The organism is Nitrogeniibacter aestuarii, assembly GCF_017309585.1.
Classification (GTDB): Bacteria; Pseudomonadota; Gammaproteobacteria; order Burkholderiales; family Rhodocyclaceae; genus Nitrogeniibacter; species Nitrogeniibacter aestuarii.
Genome location: NZ_CP071321.1, coordinates 3,568,521 through 3,583,296, shown reverse-complemented (window position 1 = coordinate 3,583,296; position 14,776 = coordinate 3,568,521). Strand labels below are relative to the sequence as shown.

11 protein-coding genes are annotated in these 14,776 nt (G+C 63.2%); 10 read left to right on the top strand and 1 reads right to left on the bottom strand.

Annotated features, from left to right (window positions below):
- Positions 1-1,259 precede the first annotated feature (1,259 nt).
- The 10 genes from J0W34_RS16690 (at position 1,260) to J0W34_RS16645 (ending at position 13,267) form a co-directional block, all read left to right on the top strand.
- On the top strand, positions 1,260-3,617 hold the full coding sequence (locus J0W34_RS16690) for a TonB-dependent receptor (protein WP_230969529.1): 2,358 nt from the start codon (positions 1,260-1,262) through the stop codon (positions 3,615-3,617).
- Positions 3,618-3,663: 46 nt separating this feature from the next.
- Positions 3,664-4,788, top strand: a complete 1,125-nt coding sequence (locus tag J0W34_RS16685) for an alpha-hydroxy acid oxidase (protein ID WP_230969528.1) — start codon at positions 3,664-3,666, stop codon at positions 4,786-4,788.
- The gene (locus J0W34_RS16680) at positions 4,782-5,465 is read left to right on the top strand and encodes a Fe2+-dependent dioxygenase (protein WP_230969527.1); all 684 of its coding nucleotides are present in this window, start codon (positions 4,782-4,784) and stop codon (positions 5,463-5,465) included. Before J0W34_RS16685 ends, J0W34_RS16680 begins: the two co-directional genes overlap by 7 nt.
- Positions 5,466-5,504: 39 nt before the next feature.
- Positions 5,505-6,524 (top strand): extracellular solute-binding protein, encoded by a 1,020-nt coding sequence (locus tag J0W34_RS16675; RefSeq protein ID WP_230969526.1) that lies wholly within the window; start codon positions 5,505-5,507, stop codon positions 6,522-6,524.
- Positions 6,525-6,834: 310 nt separating this feature from the next.
- The gene (locus tag J0W34_RS16670) at positions 6,835-7,185 is read left to right on the top strand and encodes a DMT family protein (RefSeq protein ID WP_230969525.1); all 351 of its coding nucleotides are present in this window, start codon (positions 6,835-6,837) and stop codon (positions 7,183-7,185) included.
- On the top strand, positions 7,182-7,850 hold the full coding sequence (locus tag J0W34_RS16665; protein WP_230969524.1) for a phytanoyl-CoA dioxygenase family protein: 669 nt from the start codon (positions 7,182-7,184) through the stop codon (positions 7,848-7,850). The genes J0W34_RS16670 and J0W34_RS16665 overlap by 4 nt, the downstream gene beginning before the upstream one ends.
- Before the next feature lie 84 nt (positions 7,851-7,934).
- The gene (ilvA, locus tag J0W34_RS16660; protein ID WP_230969523.1) at positions 7,935-9,173 is read left to right on the top strand and encodes a threonine ammonia-lyase; all 1,239 of its coding nucleotides are present in this window, start codon (positions 7,935-7,937) and stop codon (positions 9,171-9,173) included.
- A 393-nt stretch (positions 9,174-9,566) separates the two neighbouring features.
- Entirely contained in the window at positions 9,567-10,193 is a 627-nt protein-coding gene (locus J0W34_RS16655; RefSeq protein WP_269144625.1) for a biliverdin-producing heme oxygenase, read from the top strand.
- Positions 10,194-10,206: 13 nt separating this feature from the next.
- Positions 10,207-10,878 (top strand): response regulator, encoded by a 672-nt coding sequence (locus J0W34_RS16650; RefSeq protein ID WP_227816335.1) that lies wholly within the window; start codon positions 10,207-10,209, stop codon positions 10,876-10,878.
- A gap of 61 nt (positions 10,879-10,939) precedes the next feature.
- On the top strand, positions 10,940-13,267 hold the full coding sequence (locus J0W34_RS16645; RefSeq protein ID WP_230969521.1) for an ATP-binding protein: 2,328 nt from the start codon (positions 10,940-10,942) through the stop codon (positions 13,265-13,267).
- A 70-nt stretch (positions 13,268-13,337) separates the two neighbouring features.
- On the opposite strand, the gene adeC is transcribed toward J0W34_RS16645, so the two are convergent.
- Positions 13,338-14,774: an AdeC/AdeK/OprM family multidrug efflux complex outer membrane factor gene (gene adeC / locus J0W34_RS16640; RefSeq protein ID WP_230969520.1), complete on the bottom strand. Its 1,437-nt coding sequence runs from the start codon at positions 14,772-14,774 to the stop codon at positions 13,338-13,340.
- Positions 14,775-14,776 lie beyond the last annotated feature (2 nt).

Here is a 14,776-nt window from a genome sequence, read left to right as displayed (position 1 = left end):
TGGAGCCACATAGTTAGTTTTTGGGCGGTGGTACGACATTATCCGTGTCAAGCCAATATCGTCGTGATCGGGGGCGTCTAGGGAAAGGTGTATGAAACGTCTAGAGACATACCTATCGATTTTTGCAGTAATCATTTCGCTAGTCGCCGTCGGGCTCTCCTGGTGGCAGCTTGAAGTCGGTAGGCGCCACAATCAACTTAGTGTAAGGCCGCTACTACTCCTCACTCCGCATTTGGAGGGGCCTGGAGGAAAGAATGGGCTATACATAACGAATAACGGCCTTGGCCCGGCAGTTTTGCGAGGCATGAGTGTCACCATTGGTACAAAGCGCTTCGAGGGCCTCGGAAAGAGCAGGTGGCAAGAAGTTCTTGATGAACTCGGCCTTGAAGCGGAGTGCTTTGCCCACGCGTGGCCTCTAGAAGAAAGCGCTATCAGCGTTGGAGAGGATGTACCGCTACTTACACCCACTAAAGCCGATAAGAGTGCATGCCACTTGGCAGTGGCTACCCTGTTGACTACGCGCCAGTTCGACTTACGTATTCGCTATGAGTCCTTGTACGCCGAGCAATATGAACTTTCGGACTCAGTTCACGCAAACGCCTCTCTTATCCATTAGCCCAAAGCTTTGCTTTTCAGACTAGCCGCACGCTCGCTGGGCCACAATTGGTCTTCCCTATTGCGTGGTCGTCGCCCTGTGCCGAACATTGCTGTGTCAGATAGTCTGCACATTGCGGCCAGTGGTAGTCGCATCGATCAATGGCTGTTCAGGCCGATTTTCAGCCCAAAAAAATCGGCCCGGGCTCGAAACGGCGCGAGGCCGACGTCGCGTTTTCTCATCCACACCCGACGGAACCAGTCTATTTGTTTGCGAACCCGTCTGTTCATTGCAGGCATCGCAAGGGTACTGCTGGGCGATTAAATGGCGCGTGTCCGAGGGCTGCGGAACGCGGGCTTGCAATGCTTTGCTAGCTGGTTGGACGCCGCCGAGCCGCGAGGGGGTGATCAAAAAAGTGCGGAGAGGCTTGAGTAACGGCCGGGAATGAGATAGATTCGCATTCGCAATAAAGAAGCGTGCGCTTCCTGGTCGATCTGATCGACCGGTATCCGGTAGCCAGCCAGACGCCAGCCAACCGTTCTGTTTCCCCAACCGTTGGCTGGGCGGGTCGCCATGACAGGGCGCTGCGACACTGAAAATGGTGTCGCGGGCGACTGCGTCGATGACTGTGTCTTTGCCTCGGTGCGTTTGAAAGCTCAGAGAGATGACACAGCAAAAATCCGCAATTTCCCTGCCGGCCAGTTTCCGCGTGGCAGCCAAGCCGGTGCCCGGCACCATGACGCGCACAGCCCTGGCCCTTGGGGTGACCACGACCATGTTCACCCCGCTGGCCGTGGCCCAGTCGACGGAAAGCACGACCACCCTGGCGCCGGTGGAAGTGGTCAGTGAAGCGATCGACCCGAACCCCAATGCCGAGCCCGGTGCGCCGTACAAGGCCCGCACCTCGGGCGACGAGCGCCACACCCGGCCCCTTGCCGAGACGCCCCAGACCATCACCGTGCTGACCAGACAGCAGATGCTCGACACCGGCCGTACCGACCTGCGCGACATCCTGCGTGCCCAGCCGGGTATCACGCTGGGCACGGGCGAGAACGGCAATGCCTTTGGCGACCGTTACATCATCCGTGGCCAGGAAGCCCGTTCCGATGTGTTCGTCGATGGCCTGCGCGATCCGGGCATGACGGTGCGCGAAAGCTTTGCTGTCGAGCAGCTCGAGATCACCAAGGGCCCGAGCTCGACCTTTGCCGGGCGCGGGGCCACGGGCGGGGCGATCAACTCGATCACCAAGCAGGCCACGACCGATGTGGACTTCACCAAGCTGTCGGTCGGTTTCGGCACCGACAGCTACGTGCGCATGACGGCGGACAGCAACTTCGTCATCAATGAAGACAACGCCTTGCGGATCAACCTGCTGCATCACCGCCAGGACGTGCCCGACCGCTCGCCGGCCAATCGTGGCCGCGATGGCGTGGCCCTGTCATGGAACCTGCAGGCCACCGACAAACTGGACCTGACCGCCGACTACTACCACCTCAAGACCGACGAGCAGCAGGATCTGGGGACCTGGACGCTGGATTCGGGCAAGCCGGCAACGAACATTCCTGTGTACGTGCAGGACGAGGATTTCCTCAAGTCGGAGATCGACACCTTCACCTTGCGTGCGCGCTACTACCTTGATGACAAGACCCGCATCACCAACCTCACGCGCTACGGCACCACCGACAACGGCTACGTGATCACCGGCGCCAACGACCGTGCCACCCACGCCACCAACCCAGGCGGTGTCTATAACACCGTCTCGCTCAGTACCCATCAGGGCTGGCAGGAGGTGGAATACTTCGCCAACCAGACCAACCTGTATGCGGAGCGCAATCTCTGGGGTATGGACCATGAGTTCATCTTCAGCCTGGAGTATTCCGATCACAGCGTCCTGAACGGTCAGTACGACTATTCGGCCAACAGCAACTGCGTGGTCAGCGGCCGCGGCGGAAGCCCCCGCGATGCGGTGTGTATCGTCGACCCCAGTGGCAACTATGTGAACAACATCGGTTCGCTGCTGGATCGCAGCATCAGTAAAGGCGATGCCGACATCGACTGGAACGCGAAGACCATCTCGCTCTCGGCGATGGATACCATCGATCTGACCGAGGAGTGGACCCTGTTCGGCGGTCTGCGCTACGACCATGTGGATCTGCGCACCGTCACCGGCACTACCACCAAGACCAAGTGGGAACTGGATGACGGCCTGTGGAATGGTCACCTGGGCCTGACCTGGCAGTTCAAGCCGGACGCCAATGTGTATGTCACCTACAGCACGGCCAGCGACATCAATGGTGGCGAGTCGGATGTGTCCTCGTGCGATTACGGCGGCATCTGCGTGCCGAGCACCGGCGCCGGTGGCGTGGCGCTGACCACGGCGCAGCGCCAGGCACTGTTCGCCCAGAGCGAGCCGGAGAAATCCGAGAACATCGAAGTGGGGACCAAGTGGAACGTGAACCGCGGCAAGCTGCTGCTGACCGCGGCCTGGTTCCAGGTCACCAAGAGCGACGTGATGGAAATCATCGGCGGTCAGAGCTACACCGACATCGGCGCCATCAACACCGGCAAGTACCGCGTGCAGGGTGTGGAACTGGGCATGGCCGGTAACCTGACCCAAAAGCTCAGCGCGCAGGCCGGCATGGCCGTGATGAACGCCAAGTGGCTCAAGTCGCAGGACCAGAGCCGTGTCGATGCGGGCCTCTCCAACTTCCCCGAGACGACTGCCTCGGTGTTGCTCAGCTACGCGGCGACCCCGAAATTCACCTTCGGCGGCAACGTGACCTACCAGGGCAGGAAGTATTCCGGCACGCCCGAGTCGCCCGAGCAGCTGACCGTCAAGGTGCCCGATTACACCGTGCTCGACCTGTTCGCCAGCTACCGGTTCAACCGCAATCTCTCCGCGCGGCTGAATGTGGGCAACGTGACCGACGAGACCTACTACCTGTCGGCCTATCGCTCCGGCGCTTTCATGTACCTGGGTGATGCCCGCAACGCCCAGCTGACCTTCAACTACGACTTTTAAGCCAGGCGGGCCCCGTCGCGCGCGGCGGGGCTGCCGAGCCAGATCCATGAATGCACTGACGACACCACCCGAGCGGGCCATGCGCCTGCCGCCGGACATCCATGGGGCGTCCGACTACGAGCGCCTTGCCCCGGACCATCTCCCGGACGACTGCTTCCAGTACCTGGCCGGCGGCAGCGGGGAAGAGACAAGCCTGTCGGCCAACCGGCAGGCCTTTTCGCGTTGGGGCATTCTCCCCAGATTGTTGAAGGATGTGCGCGGCGGCCATACGCGCACCACGCTGCTGGGGCACCCACGGGAGCATCCCCTCATGCTGGCGCCGGTGGCCTTTCAGACCCTGGCCCATCCCCACGGGGAGACCGAAACCGCGCGGGGGGCGGAAGCCACCGATACGCTCATGACGGTATCGACCCTGTCGGCGTTTTCGCTCGAAACCGTCAGTGCCGCGTCGAGCGGTGCCAAATGGTTTCAGCTCTATTTCCAGCCCTCGCGCGAGGTCACGGCCGATCTCGTGCGGCGTGCCGCGCGCGCCGGCTATGAGGCGTTGGTGGTGACGCTCGATGCGCCCATCCAGCAGCCGGGGCGGCGCGCGCTGCGGGCCGGCTTCGTTCGCCCCGCGTCGGTTCAGGCCGCCAGTCTGGCCAACTATGCCGCGCCGGCGCAGATGAGCCTGAGCCCGTCGCAGAGCGTGATCCTCGACGGCATGATGCGTGACGCCCCGACCATGGACGATCTCATGTGGCTGCTCAAGATGTCGTCGCTGCCCGTGATCGTCAAGGGCGTGCTGCGCGCGGACGACGCCCTCGGCCTGCGCATGTCGGGGGTCGATGGCGTGATCGTCTCGAATCACGGCGGTCGGGGGCTGGATGGGGTGCCGGCCGCGCTGGACTGCCTGCCCGGCATCCGCAAGGCCGTGGGGCCGGACTACCCGGTGCTGTTCGACAGCGGGGTGCGTTCGGGCGCCGATGCCTTCAAGGCCATCGCCCTGGGGGCGAATGCCGTGATGATCGGCCGGCTGCAGATCTACGCCCTGGCCGTCGGTGGCGCACTCGGTGTCGCCCACATGCTCAAGCTGATGCGCGAAGAACTCGAGATGTGCATGGCGCTGGCGGGGTGCCGCACCCTGGGTGACATCACCGCCGATCTGCTCACGGAGGTGCCCCGATGCTGATCCCGATTCACGGCGTACTCTCGGCGGACGAGGTGCAGCTGTTGCGCGAACGGCTCGATTCGGCAGCCTGGCAGGATGGCACCGCCACCGCCGGGACGGTCGCCCGCCACGTGAAGTGCAACGAACAGCTCGACGACGCCGATCCGGTGGCCGTCGAACTGGGCAATGCCATCGTGCGACGCCTGGGCGAGCATCCGTTGTTCATCTCGGCGGCACTGCCGGGGAAAATCTACCCGCCCAAGTTCAACCGCTATGCCGACGGCGGCACCTATGGCGCGCATGTGGACAGCGCCATCATGCAGGTACCCGGGACCCAGGTTTCGGTGCGCACCGACCTGTCGGCCACGCTGTTCCTGGCCGACCCGGAGGCCTACGACGGTGGCGCACTGGAAATCGAAGGGCCCTTCGGCATCCAGCCGGTCAAGCTCGCCGCGGGCGATATGGTGCTGTATCCGTCGAGCAGCCTGCACCGGGTCACGCCGGTGACCCGCGGCGCGCGGGTGGCCGCCTTTTTCTGGATCGAGAGCATGGTGCGCGATGAAGGCGAGCGCAGCCTGCTGTTCGACCTGGACCAGTCCATCCAGGCGCTGCAGCACACGCTGCCGCCGGACGACCCGCAGATCCTCAAGCTGACGGGCGTGTATCACAACCTGTTGCGGCGCTGGGCCACGCCCTGAGGCGCCCGCATGCGTCACGCACATCCACGGAGTTCTTTGATGAAACACATGCTGCTTGGCCTGTTCGCGGCCATGGCGATGAGTGCCTCAGCGCACGCCGAAGAAGAGCAGGTGCTCAACCTGTATTCAGCGCGTCACTACCAGGTGGACGAAGCGCTCTACGACGATTTCGAAGCCACAACCGGCATTCGTATCAACCGGGTCGAGGGCAACGAGCAGGAGTTGCTCGAACGCATTCTGCGCGAGGGCGAACACAGCCCGGCCGACGTGTTCATCACCGTCGATGTGGCGCGTCTTGCCCAGGCCGAAGCCAACAACGTGTTTGCCGAGACCGGTTCGGCCTATCTGGACGAGCGCATCCCGGCGCACCTGCGGGCGAAGACCTGGTATGCCTTTTCCCAGCGGGCGCGGCTGATCATCTACAACAAGCGCAAGCTCCAGGCCGAAGACGTCCCCACCTACGAATCGCTGGCCGACCCGAAGCTCAAGGGGCTGGTGTGCAGCCGCTCCGGCGGGGATACCTACAACCTCACGTTGGTCGCTTCCCTGGTCGAGGCCTTGGGTGTCGAGGCAACCGAGCAATGGGCGCGCGGCGTGGTGGCCAACTTTGCCCGCAGTCCCAAGGGCGGTGATCTGGACCAGATCAAGGAGGTGGCCACCGGGCGTTGCGGCGTGGCGGTCTCCAACTCCTATTACGTGGCGCGCATGCTCAATTCGGACAGGGTCGAGGAGCGCAATCTGGTCGAGCAACGGGTGGGCATCGTGTGGCCGAACCAGGCCGACCGCGGCACCCATGTCAACATCTCCGGCGGCGGCCTGGTCAAGACCGCGCCCCACCCGAAAAACGCCGTGAAGTTTCTCGAATACCTCGCCAGCGACAGCGCTCAGCGGCACTTTGCCAATGGCAACAATGAATGGCCGGCGGTCCCTTCGGTCGCGGTCGACAACCCGGCCCTCGACGAGATGGGCGCCTTCAAGGCCGATACACGTTCCCTGTGGGACATCGCCCTGCATCTGGTCGACGCGCAGAAGCTGCTGGATCGGGCCGGTTACCGCTAGGGCCGGGCGGTCTGCGCCGCACCGACAGCCCGGCCCATGCCGAAATATCGTTGAGTTAAGCGAATCCAGGCTTCATGGATGGGGTGCCCCCTCCCCTTCAAGGGGAGGGTTGGGGTGGGGATGGGGTGAAATCGGGCAGTTCAAACCCCATCCCCCACCTGACCTCCCCCTTGAAGGGGGAGAAACCATCCCTGAACTGAACGGCATTACGGCGCAGGCCGGGTTTTTTTGCCCTTGCTCGGCATCCGGTGCGTCAGCAAGGGCGCGGCGAAGTACGATGCGTCATTGCCTGTCGGATGCCCAAAAACGAATGTCCCCCATCCTCTCGACCATCGGCCTGCTGACGCTCAGTAACGTGTTCATGACCTTCGCGTGGTATGCCCACCTCAAGGAAATGAGCGCCAAACCCTGGTTCGTGGCTGCACTGGTGAGCTGGGGCATTGCCCTGTTCGAATATCTGCTGCAGGTGCCGGCCAATCGCATCGGCTACTCGGTGCTGAGTGTTGGGCAGCTCAAGATCGTGCAGGAGGTGATCACCCTGAGCGTGTTCGTGCCGTTCTCACTCTTTTATCTCAAAGAGCCCCTGAAACTGGATTACCTCTGGGCAGGGCTGTGCCTGCTCGGGGCGGTGTACTTCATGTTCAGGAGCAAGCTCGGATGAGCGACGCCGACACCGGTCGGGCCGGGTTCGAGCAACACGGCTGTCTGTGGTTCAGGCGGGCCATCGACACGCCAGAGATCGAACACCTCAAACAATGCATTGAGCCGGGTACGCATCCGGGGCATCGTGTAGATCGTGAGCATCCGCTTTTCCGCGCGGTGGCGGGCGGCCGCGTGACCGAGACGGTGCGCTCGGTCTGGCCAGCAGCGAGGCCGGTGCGCGTGCTGGCCTTCAACAAGACCGACGCGTCGAACTGGCAGCTGGGGTGGCATCAGGATCGCGTCATTGCCGTGGATCGGCGTGTCGACCTGCCGGGCTTTGGCGCCTGGTCGCTCAAGTCGGGCATCTGGCACTGCGAGCCGCCCGAATCCGTGCTGTCCAACATGCTCTTCGTGCGGGTGCATCTGGACGAGCACACCCGCGCCAACGGCGGCATGGAGATTGCCGTGGGCTCGCATCGGGAGGGCCGCATCCTGGCGGCGGAGGCGTCACGGATCGCCGGACGATACCCCGTCGAAACCACCGTCGCCGAGGCCGGCGACGCGCTGGTGCTGGCCATGCACACGCTTCATCGATCGCCCGCCGCGCAGGACGCCGACGCCCGCGCGACCCTGAGAGTCGACTTCGCGCTGGCCCCCTTGCCGGCGCCGCTGCAGTGGGCATGAGCGCTTGCGCCTCATGACGGTGGCGGTATGCTTGGCGTCAGCTGGCGCCATTTTCCCCTGTGCTGAACGGAGGCCTTCTCACTCATGGTCGCTCCTGACCCGATCGCGCTTGATCTGAAGGCCTTGCAGTCGGCACGCGCGCGCATCGGTACGGCCGTCTTGCATACCGCGCAATGGACCAATGACCCGCTGTCGCAGGATCTGGGCTTTGCCCTGCAGTTCAAGCTCGAAAACCTGCAGCGGACGGGCTCTTTCAAGATTCGCGGGGCCACACACAAACTCGCTCGCCTGCTCGAATCGGATCGTCCGCAAGGCGTCATCGCCGCCTCGGCCGGCAATCATGCCCAGGGCGTGGCGCGGGCAGCGGCGCTGGCGGGTGTCCCGGCGACAGTGGTGATGCCAACCAGCGCGCCGCTGACCAAGATCGAAGCCTGTCGCCGGCTGGGCGCGACCATTGAGCTGGAAGGCGACACGCTGGAGGTGGCAGCCCGCCGGGCGCGCGAGCTGGCGGCCGCCCATGACTGGGTCTTTCTGCATCCCTACGACGATTGGGATGTGATCGCCGGGCAGGGCAGTTGCGGGCTGGAAATGCTCGAGGATGCGCCCGACATGACGGTGGCGGTCGTGCCACTCGGTGGTGGTGGGTTGATCTCGGGCATTGCGCTGGCGCTCAAGCTGCAGCGACCCGATATCCGCATCATCGGCGTGCAGACCGAGGCGGTGGCGCCGTATCGGCGTTACCTCACCGACGGTGTGCTGGAACCGGTCCCGGCGGGCGCCTTCACCATTGCCGACGGCATCAAGGTGAAACAGCCGGGCGCGCTCACCCGGCAGGTCATCGCCCGATATGTGGACGAGATCGTGACCGTGGACGACAACGCCATTGCCGAGGCCGTTGTCACCTTGCTCGAACGCACCCGGACCATCGGTGAAGGCGCCGGCGTGGTGGGGCTGGCCGCGCTCATGCAGGGCAAGATCGCCATTCGCCCGGATGACACCGTGGTCTGCGTGATTTCAGGCGGCAACATCGACATGAGCCTGGTGGGGCGTTCCATCGACTACGGCCTGGCCTCGTCGGGCCGGCTCATGAGCGTGGCGGTGACCGTGTCGGACACCCCGGGTCACCTGATGCGCGTGATCCGCGAAGTGGCGGCGCTGGGCATGAACATCCGCCACGTGGAGCATCGCCGCGGCGAACTGCACGTGGCGGTCGGCATGACCGAAGTCATTCTGGAAATCGAGACCCGCGATGCCGTGCATCAGCAGGAACTGCTGCAGCACTTCGCCGCCCAGGGGCTGGCGGCCCGCAACATGTTGCGCTGATCCGCCCGACCATACATCGTTGAATGATGGGTGAGGGGTGCATCGCCCGGCTCACTCGCGCTGCATGGATCGATCGTCAGATGGCAGCGATCCCGGCGGAAATATCCGGTTCATACGGCAAGTCGTTGTGTCATGAATGTCAGTGCCCCAACGACTTGGCGCTACGCACAAATCAAACGCGAGGTTGCCTGCGAATTTCGATTCCGGTGTCGATGAATGCCGTCTGCCTATGATGAAAGCGTACCGGCTGCATCCGGACGGTTTCCCCGCATGTCGCCACCTGTCACTTCGCGCGGAGGGGGTATGTCAAAAACGCTTGTGTGACGCAAAGGGCTTACCTAAACTGCGCTGGTTCTGGGTCTTTAAATCCCGCTCTGGCGGGCATCTACACGCATGAGCCTGTCGGAAAACCTCTGCTCCGTGTCGCATCGAAGTGCTCGCACTTGTCTTCGCGAAGCCACGATGCCGTGGCATGCTCGGCTCGAGCAGACCGCCTTTGCTCAGGTTCCGCTGTCGGCCGATGTGTCGACGCGTGACTATGCCGGACATCTGGCAACATGGTTTGCCGTGATTGCCCCGCTGGAGGAGCGTATCGTGAGATGCCTGAGCGCGGCGGAAGCGCGAGCGCTGGCAGGCTGCGCGTGGCGGTATGCGCCCCGGCAAGCGGACCTGGCCCGGGACCTGGCTGCATTGGGCGAGCCGGTGACGATGCCCGCGCCCGCCGTGTGGCCGTCTCATCTTTTGCCGACATCCACCTGGACTGCCATCGGAGCGGCTTACGTGCTTGAGGGCTCTCGTCTGGGGGGGCAACTGATCGCACGGCACCTGCGAGCGAGCCTCGGAGAGGCGGTGCCGTTGGCGTATTACGGCGGAGGTCTGGCCCAATGGCACGCCTTTCTCTCCGTGCTCGAACTTGAAGATGCGATGCACAATCTCGAACACATGGTGAGCGGCGCGGTCGAAGCATTTTGCGGTATCCACGAATGCGTCACTGGTGTATCGACTCCCCGTGCCGCGTGAGGAATTTGATTCCATGAATGTTTTCATTGTTGAAGACAACCCGCTCAATGCCGAGCTGGCGGTCAAGCTGCTTGAGGACGAGGGCGCCCGTGTGCGTCAGTTCTCGATGGCGGAGGATGCTCTCGAGGCCCTGCGCGAAGAGGTGCCGGATATCGTTCTGCTCGACATGAACCTGCCCGGCATGAACGGGTACGAGGCCGCTCGCCAGATCGGCCGGGACGCCAGGACGCATCATGTGCCGGTGGTGGCCTTCACCGCGATGGCGCTCAGTGGCGAAGCCGACCGGGCGATTCAATGCGGTTGTTGCGGCGTGATCTACAAACCGATTGACGTGTTGAGTTTCACCAGCACGGTGCGCGGTTTCATTCTGCCCGGCGGCCAACAGGAGCCGATGGCGCCGGCGTCCGGTGCTCAACAGGCCAGCACCGACAATTCGCGTGCACTGGCGTTCCATGCCGAGCATTCCATTTCGGCGGACCAGCGTGTTGAACAGCTGGCTCATACCACGATGAACCAGATCTCGATTCTCAAGAGCGGCATTTACTACTTGCTGCACAGCAAGAGCTCAAGCGAGCAGCTGACCGAGAAGCAGCGCCGTACCTTGCTGGAGATGGAGAAGGCGATGGACGTGCTGCGTGACAAGAACCGGTTCATGATCGACATCGTGGCCAAGCGCGTCGAATGACCGAAAATGCGTGGGGGTGCCCTGCGTCATTGCAACAGGATAAGAAACGACGGTCCTCACCATGATCTATTCCCCCGCCCATGCGCCCAGCTTCGATCTGGGGCGATGTGAGGCTGAGCCGATCCATTTGCTCGGTCAGGTGCAGTCCCACGGCTTTGTGCTGGTGCTCGACGAAAACGAAACCGTTGTCGCCATCAGTGGCAACCTTGAGGCACTCGTGGGCCGGATTGCGCAACAGGCGCAGCGTCCGCTCCAGCTCGATGACCTGCCCGAGCACATGGCCGAACTGATTCGCGACCATCGCGCCGATGTGGCCGAGCAGGACGATTCTCCCGGCGTGTACTGCGGTTTCTGCGATTGCGGGCCCGACGGGCAAGGTCGCGCATCGCGCTATGAGCTGGTGTTGCGCAAGAATGCGCAGGGCTTGTTGCTTGTGGATTTCCTGCCCTGGGTCGAGAGCGGGGCCCGGCGCAATGAGGCGGTGTGGCTCCAGCATGAAATCCATCGCATGCTCAATACACTCAGCAGGCTCGATTCGATCGAGCGGTTCGCCGACACGCTGGCCACCGAGTTCAAGCGCTTTTCTGGCTACGACCGGGTGATGATCTATCGCTTCGATGAGGATCACAACGGGGAAGTGATCGCCGAGGCGCTGGAGGACGGCCTGGAGCCATACAAGGGCTTGCACTACCCCGCGTCGGATATCCCGGCCCAGGCGCGAGCCTTGTATGTGTCGAACCGCGTGCGCCATGTGTTCGACGTGGAGGACGTGGGCGAAGCGCTGTGGGTCAATGCCGACCAGCCCGGGCCTGTCGATCTCTCACACAGCTTCTTGCGCAGTGTGTCGCCCATCCACATCCAGTACCTCAAGAACATGGGGGTGCGGGCGACCCTGACCGTATCCTTGATTGTCGACGGCGCGCTTTGGGGCCTGATTGCCTGCCACCACAACTCGGCCAAGGCCGCGCCGTATGCGTTTCTGAACAGCACCAAGTTCCTCAGCCGCATCGTTTCCAGCGAACTGGTCCGCGTGATCCAGCATGAGTCCGAGCGCCAGTTCGATCTGCTTGCCGAAATCCAGACCCAGCTGATCGGCAAGATGAATCGCACCGATCGATTCATGGAGGCACTGGTGGGGCCGCAACCGAACATCACCCAGTTGCTCAATGCCGACAGCGCCATGGTGTTCTTCTCGTCGGATGTTTTCACCATCGGGGATGCTCCGACCAAGGAAGAGGCCAGCCGACTGCTGGCGTGGGTGAAGGCGCAGGTCAAGCCGTCGGACATGATTTACACCTCGACCCGCCTGCCTCACGAGTACCCGGCGGCGGAAGGCTTCAAGCATGTGGCCAGTGGCGTGATCGTGCTGTTTCTGTCCTTTGACCGCAACGATGCGGTCATGTGGTTCCGCAAGGGCGTCGTCGAGACCGTATCGTGGGCGGGTGATCCGCGTAAAGCGGTGGTTGCGGACCCGGCCGGTCAGATGAGCCGGCTGCAGCCGCGGGCGTCGTTCGATGAATGGAAAGAGGTGCGCTCGGGCATCTCCCGGCCGTGGACCGCAGCTGAACTGCACACGGCCAAGAGCCTGCGCAATCCCATCGTGGAAATGACGCTCAAGCAGGGCGTCCTGCTCGAAAAGCTCAATCAGGAGCTGGTCCAGGCGCGCAACGATGCGGTGCTGGCCAACCAGCGCAAGACCGACGCCATCTCGAACATGTCGCACGAGGTGCGCACGCCGCTCAATTCGATCATTGGCTACACCGAGCTGCTCAAGTACGGCAAGGCCGGCGCGCTCACCGAAGATCAGCAGCGCTACATCAACTATGCGGCGGACAATGCCCGCCACCTGCTTTCGATCATCAACGACATTCTCGACATCGCCAAGATCGAGGCCGGCAGCCTGGCCCTGCATCGCGAGCCCACCAATGTGGTGGCTGTGATGGATGAGTCACTCATGCTCGTTCAGCCGCTGTTCAACGAAAAGCAGGTGACGCTGGGCAAGACCTACCGCGATGAAACCGGGTTGGTGGTGCACGGCGATCGCAAGCGGCTCAAGCAGGTGTTCGTGAATCTGCTCTCCAATGCGGCCAAGTACAACAAGCCGCAGGGCGGGGTCGAGGTGAAGCTGTATCTGGAAACCGTCGATGGCCGGCGCTACGCGGTCATCGACGTGCACGACTCGGGCATCGGTATGAGTGATGACCAGCTCGAAAAGCTGTTCAGCCGTTTCTACCGGGTGGAGAGTGGCGAGCACCGCAAGGTGGACGGGACCGGACTCGGTTTATCGATTACCAAGCAACTGGTCGAGCTGCATCAGGGTTACATCCAGGTGAGCAGCAAACTGGGTATCGGCAGTCAGTTCAAGGTCTATCTGCCGGTGTCGATCTGAGCGCTCAATCAAACGGAAACGGCTCGCCCCGTTGCCCGGTGGCGAGCCGTTTCCTTTCAGCCAGACGGATTCAACGGGCTGTGTCGGTCATTTCCTTGAGTGGCTGCCAGCCACCGCCCATCACCTTGTAGAGCGTCACCTTGTTGCTTGCCTCCACCAGGCGTACGGCGATCAGTTCCTGCTCGGCCGAATACAGCGTGCGCTGGGCGTCGAGCTGGGTGAGGAAGCTGTCGATGCCATTCTTGTAGCGGGCATCGCTGAGGGTGAAGGTCTTGCGTGACGCGTCGACCAGTTCGGACACAGCGGCCACACGCTCATTGATGGTGGCGCGATCGGCCAACGCATCGGCCACTTCCGAGAAGGCGGTCTGGATGGTCCGCTCGTAGGTGGCGATGTTGATGTCCTTCTTGATCTCGGCCACATCCAGGCTGGCGCGCAGGGCACCAGCGTTGAAAATCGGCAGGCGGATGCTCGGGACGAAGCTCCACGCACGGCTGCCCGACTCGAACAGGCCATCTAGGCTGGCACTGGCCGTGCCGTAGTTGCCGGTCAGGCTGATGGTCGGGAAGAATGCGGCACGGGCAGCGCCGATGCTGGCGTTGGCGGCGCGCAGCTGACGCTCGGCCTGGAGCACGTCCGGGCGGCGTACCAGCACTTCGGAGGGCACGCCGGCGGGAAGCTCGGCCACCGGCAGACTGACGTCCGCGAGTGAAGCGGGCAGCAGCATGGCATCCACCGGGTTGCCCACCAGCAGGTTGAGCGCGTTGCGATCCTTGATGACCTGCGCCTGTTGTGCGGCCAGATCGGCGCGCGCGCGGGCGGTCGTGGTCTTGAGCTGACTCAGGTCCAGGCCGGAGGCGGCGCCCAGATCGAAGCTCTTCTGGGTCAGTTCCAGCGATTTGGTCTGTGCATCGAAGGTGCGTTGTGCCAGGTCGAGCAGTGCCCGGTCGGCCGCCAGCGTCAGCCAGGCGTTGGCCACCTCGGCCACCAGGCTCACCTGCGTGGCCCGTCGGGCCTCTTCCGTGGCCAGATAGTTCTCGAGCGCCTGGTCTTGCAGGCTCTTGATGCGTCCGAAGAAATCGACCTCCCACGCAGCGCCCAGTCCGACTTCGTAGCGACGGCTGATGACGGGCTCGCCCGAACTGCTCAGGTCGCCGGGTGTGCGCGCCACGGTCTGGGACGCGTTGCCGGTGATCTCGGGGAAGCGGTCGGCACGCTGAATCCGGTATTGAGCACGGGCCGCTTCAATGTTCAGCGCTGCGATGCGCAGGTCGCGGTTGTTGGCCAGGGCTTGGGCGATCACCGACTGCAGGCGCGCGTCGGGAAAATACCCGCGCCAGTCCATCTGGTAGGCCGGTGTGACTTCAGTGCTCGCCTGGTCGGCGGTGCCCGCGGGCCACTGGTTGAGGACCGGCGCCTGCGGGCGCTCGTAGTCCGGTGCCATCGAGGCGCAGGCGGTGAGGCCGAGCGTTGCGATGGACAGGGTCAGGATGCGAAGAGACGTCATGG

Bases quoted from the DNA above. Each gene is read 5' to 3' on its own strand.
- J0W34_RS16690 (WP_230969529.1), top strand. From the start codon at position 1,260: ATGACACAGCAAAAATCCGCAATTTCCCTGCCGGCCAGTTTCCGCGTG.
- J0W34_RS16685 (WP_230969528.1), top strand. From the start codon at position 3,664: ATGAATGCACTGACGACACCACCCGAGCGGGCCATGCGCCTGCCGCCG.
- J0W34_RS16680 (WP_230969527.1), top strand. From the start codon at position 4,782: ATGCTGATCCCGATTCACGGCGTACTCTCGGCGGACGAGGTGCAGCTG.
- J0W34_RS16675 (WP_230969526.1), top strand. From the start codon at position 5,505: ATGAAACACATGCTGCTTGGCCTGTTCGCGGCCATGGCGATGAGTGCC.
- J0W34_RS16670 (WP_230969525.1), top strand. From the start codon at position 6,835: ATGTCCCCCATCCTCTCGACCATCGGCCTGCTGACGCTCAGTAACGTG.
- J0W34_RS16665 (WP_230969524.1), top strand. From the start codon at position 7,182: ATGAGCGACGCCGACACCGGTCGGGCCGGGTTCGAGCAACACGGCTGT.
- ilvA (WP_230969523.1), top strand. From the start codon at position 7,935: ATGGTCGCTCCTGACCCGATCGCGCTTGATCTGAAGGCCTTGCAGTCG.
- J0W34_RS16655 (WP_269144625.1), top strand. From the start codon at position 9,567: ATGAGCCTGTCGGAAAACCTCTGCTCCGTGTCGCATCGAAGTGCTCGC.
- J0W34_RS16650 (WP_227816335.1), top strand. From the start codon at position 10,207: ATGAATGTTTTCATTGTTGAAGACAACCCGCTCAATGCCGAGCTGGCG.
- J0W34_RS16645 (WP_230969521.1), top strand. From the start codon at position 10,940: ATGATCTATTCCCCCGCCCATGCGCCCAGCTTCGATCTGGGGCGATGT.
- adeC (WP_230969520.1), bottom strand. From the start codon at position 14,774: ATGACGTCTCTTCGCATCCTGACCCTGTCCATCGCAACGCTCGGCCTC.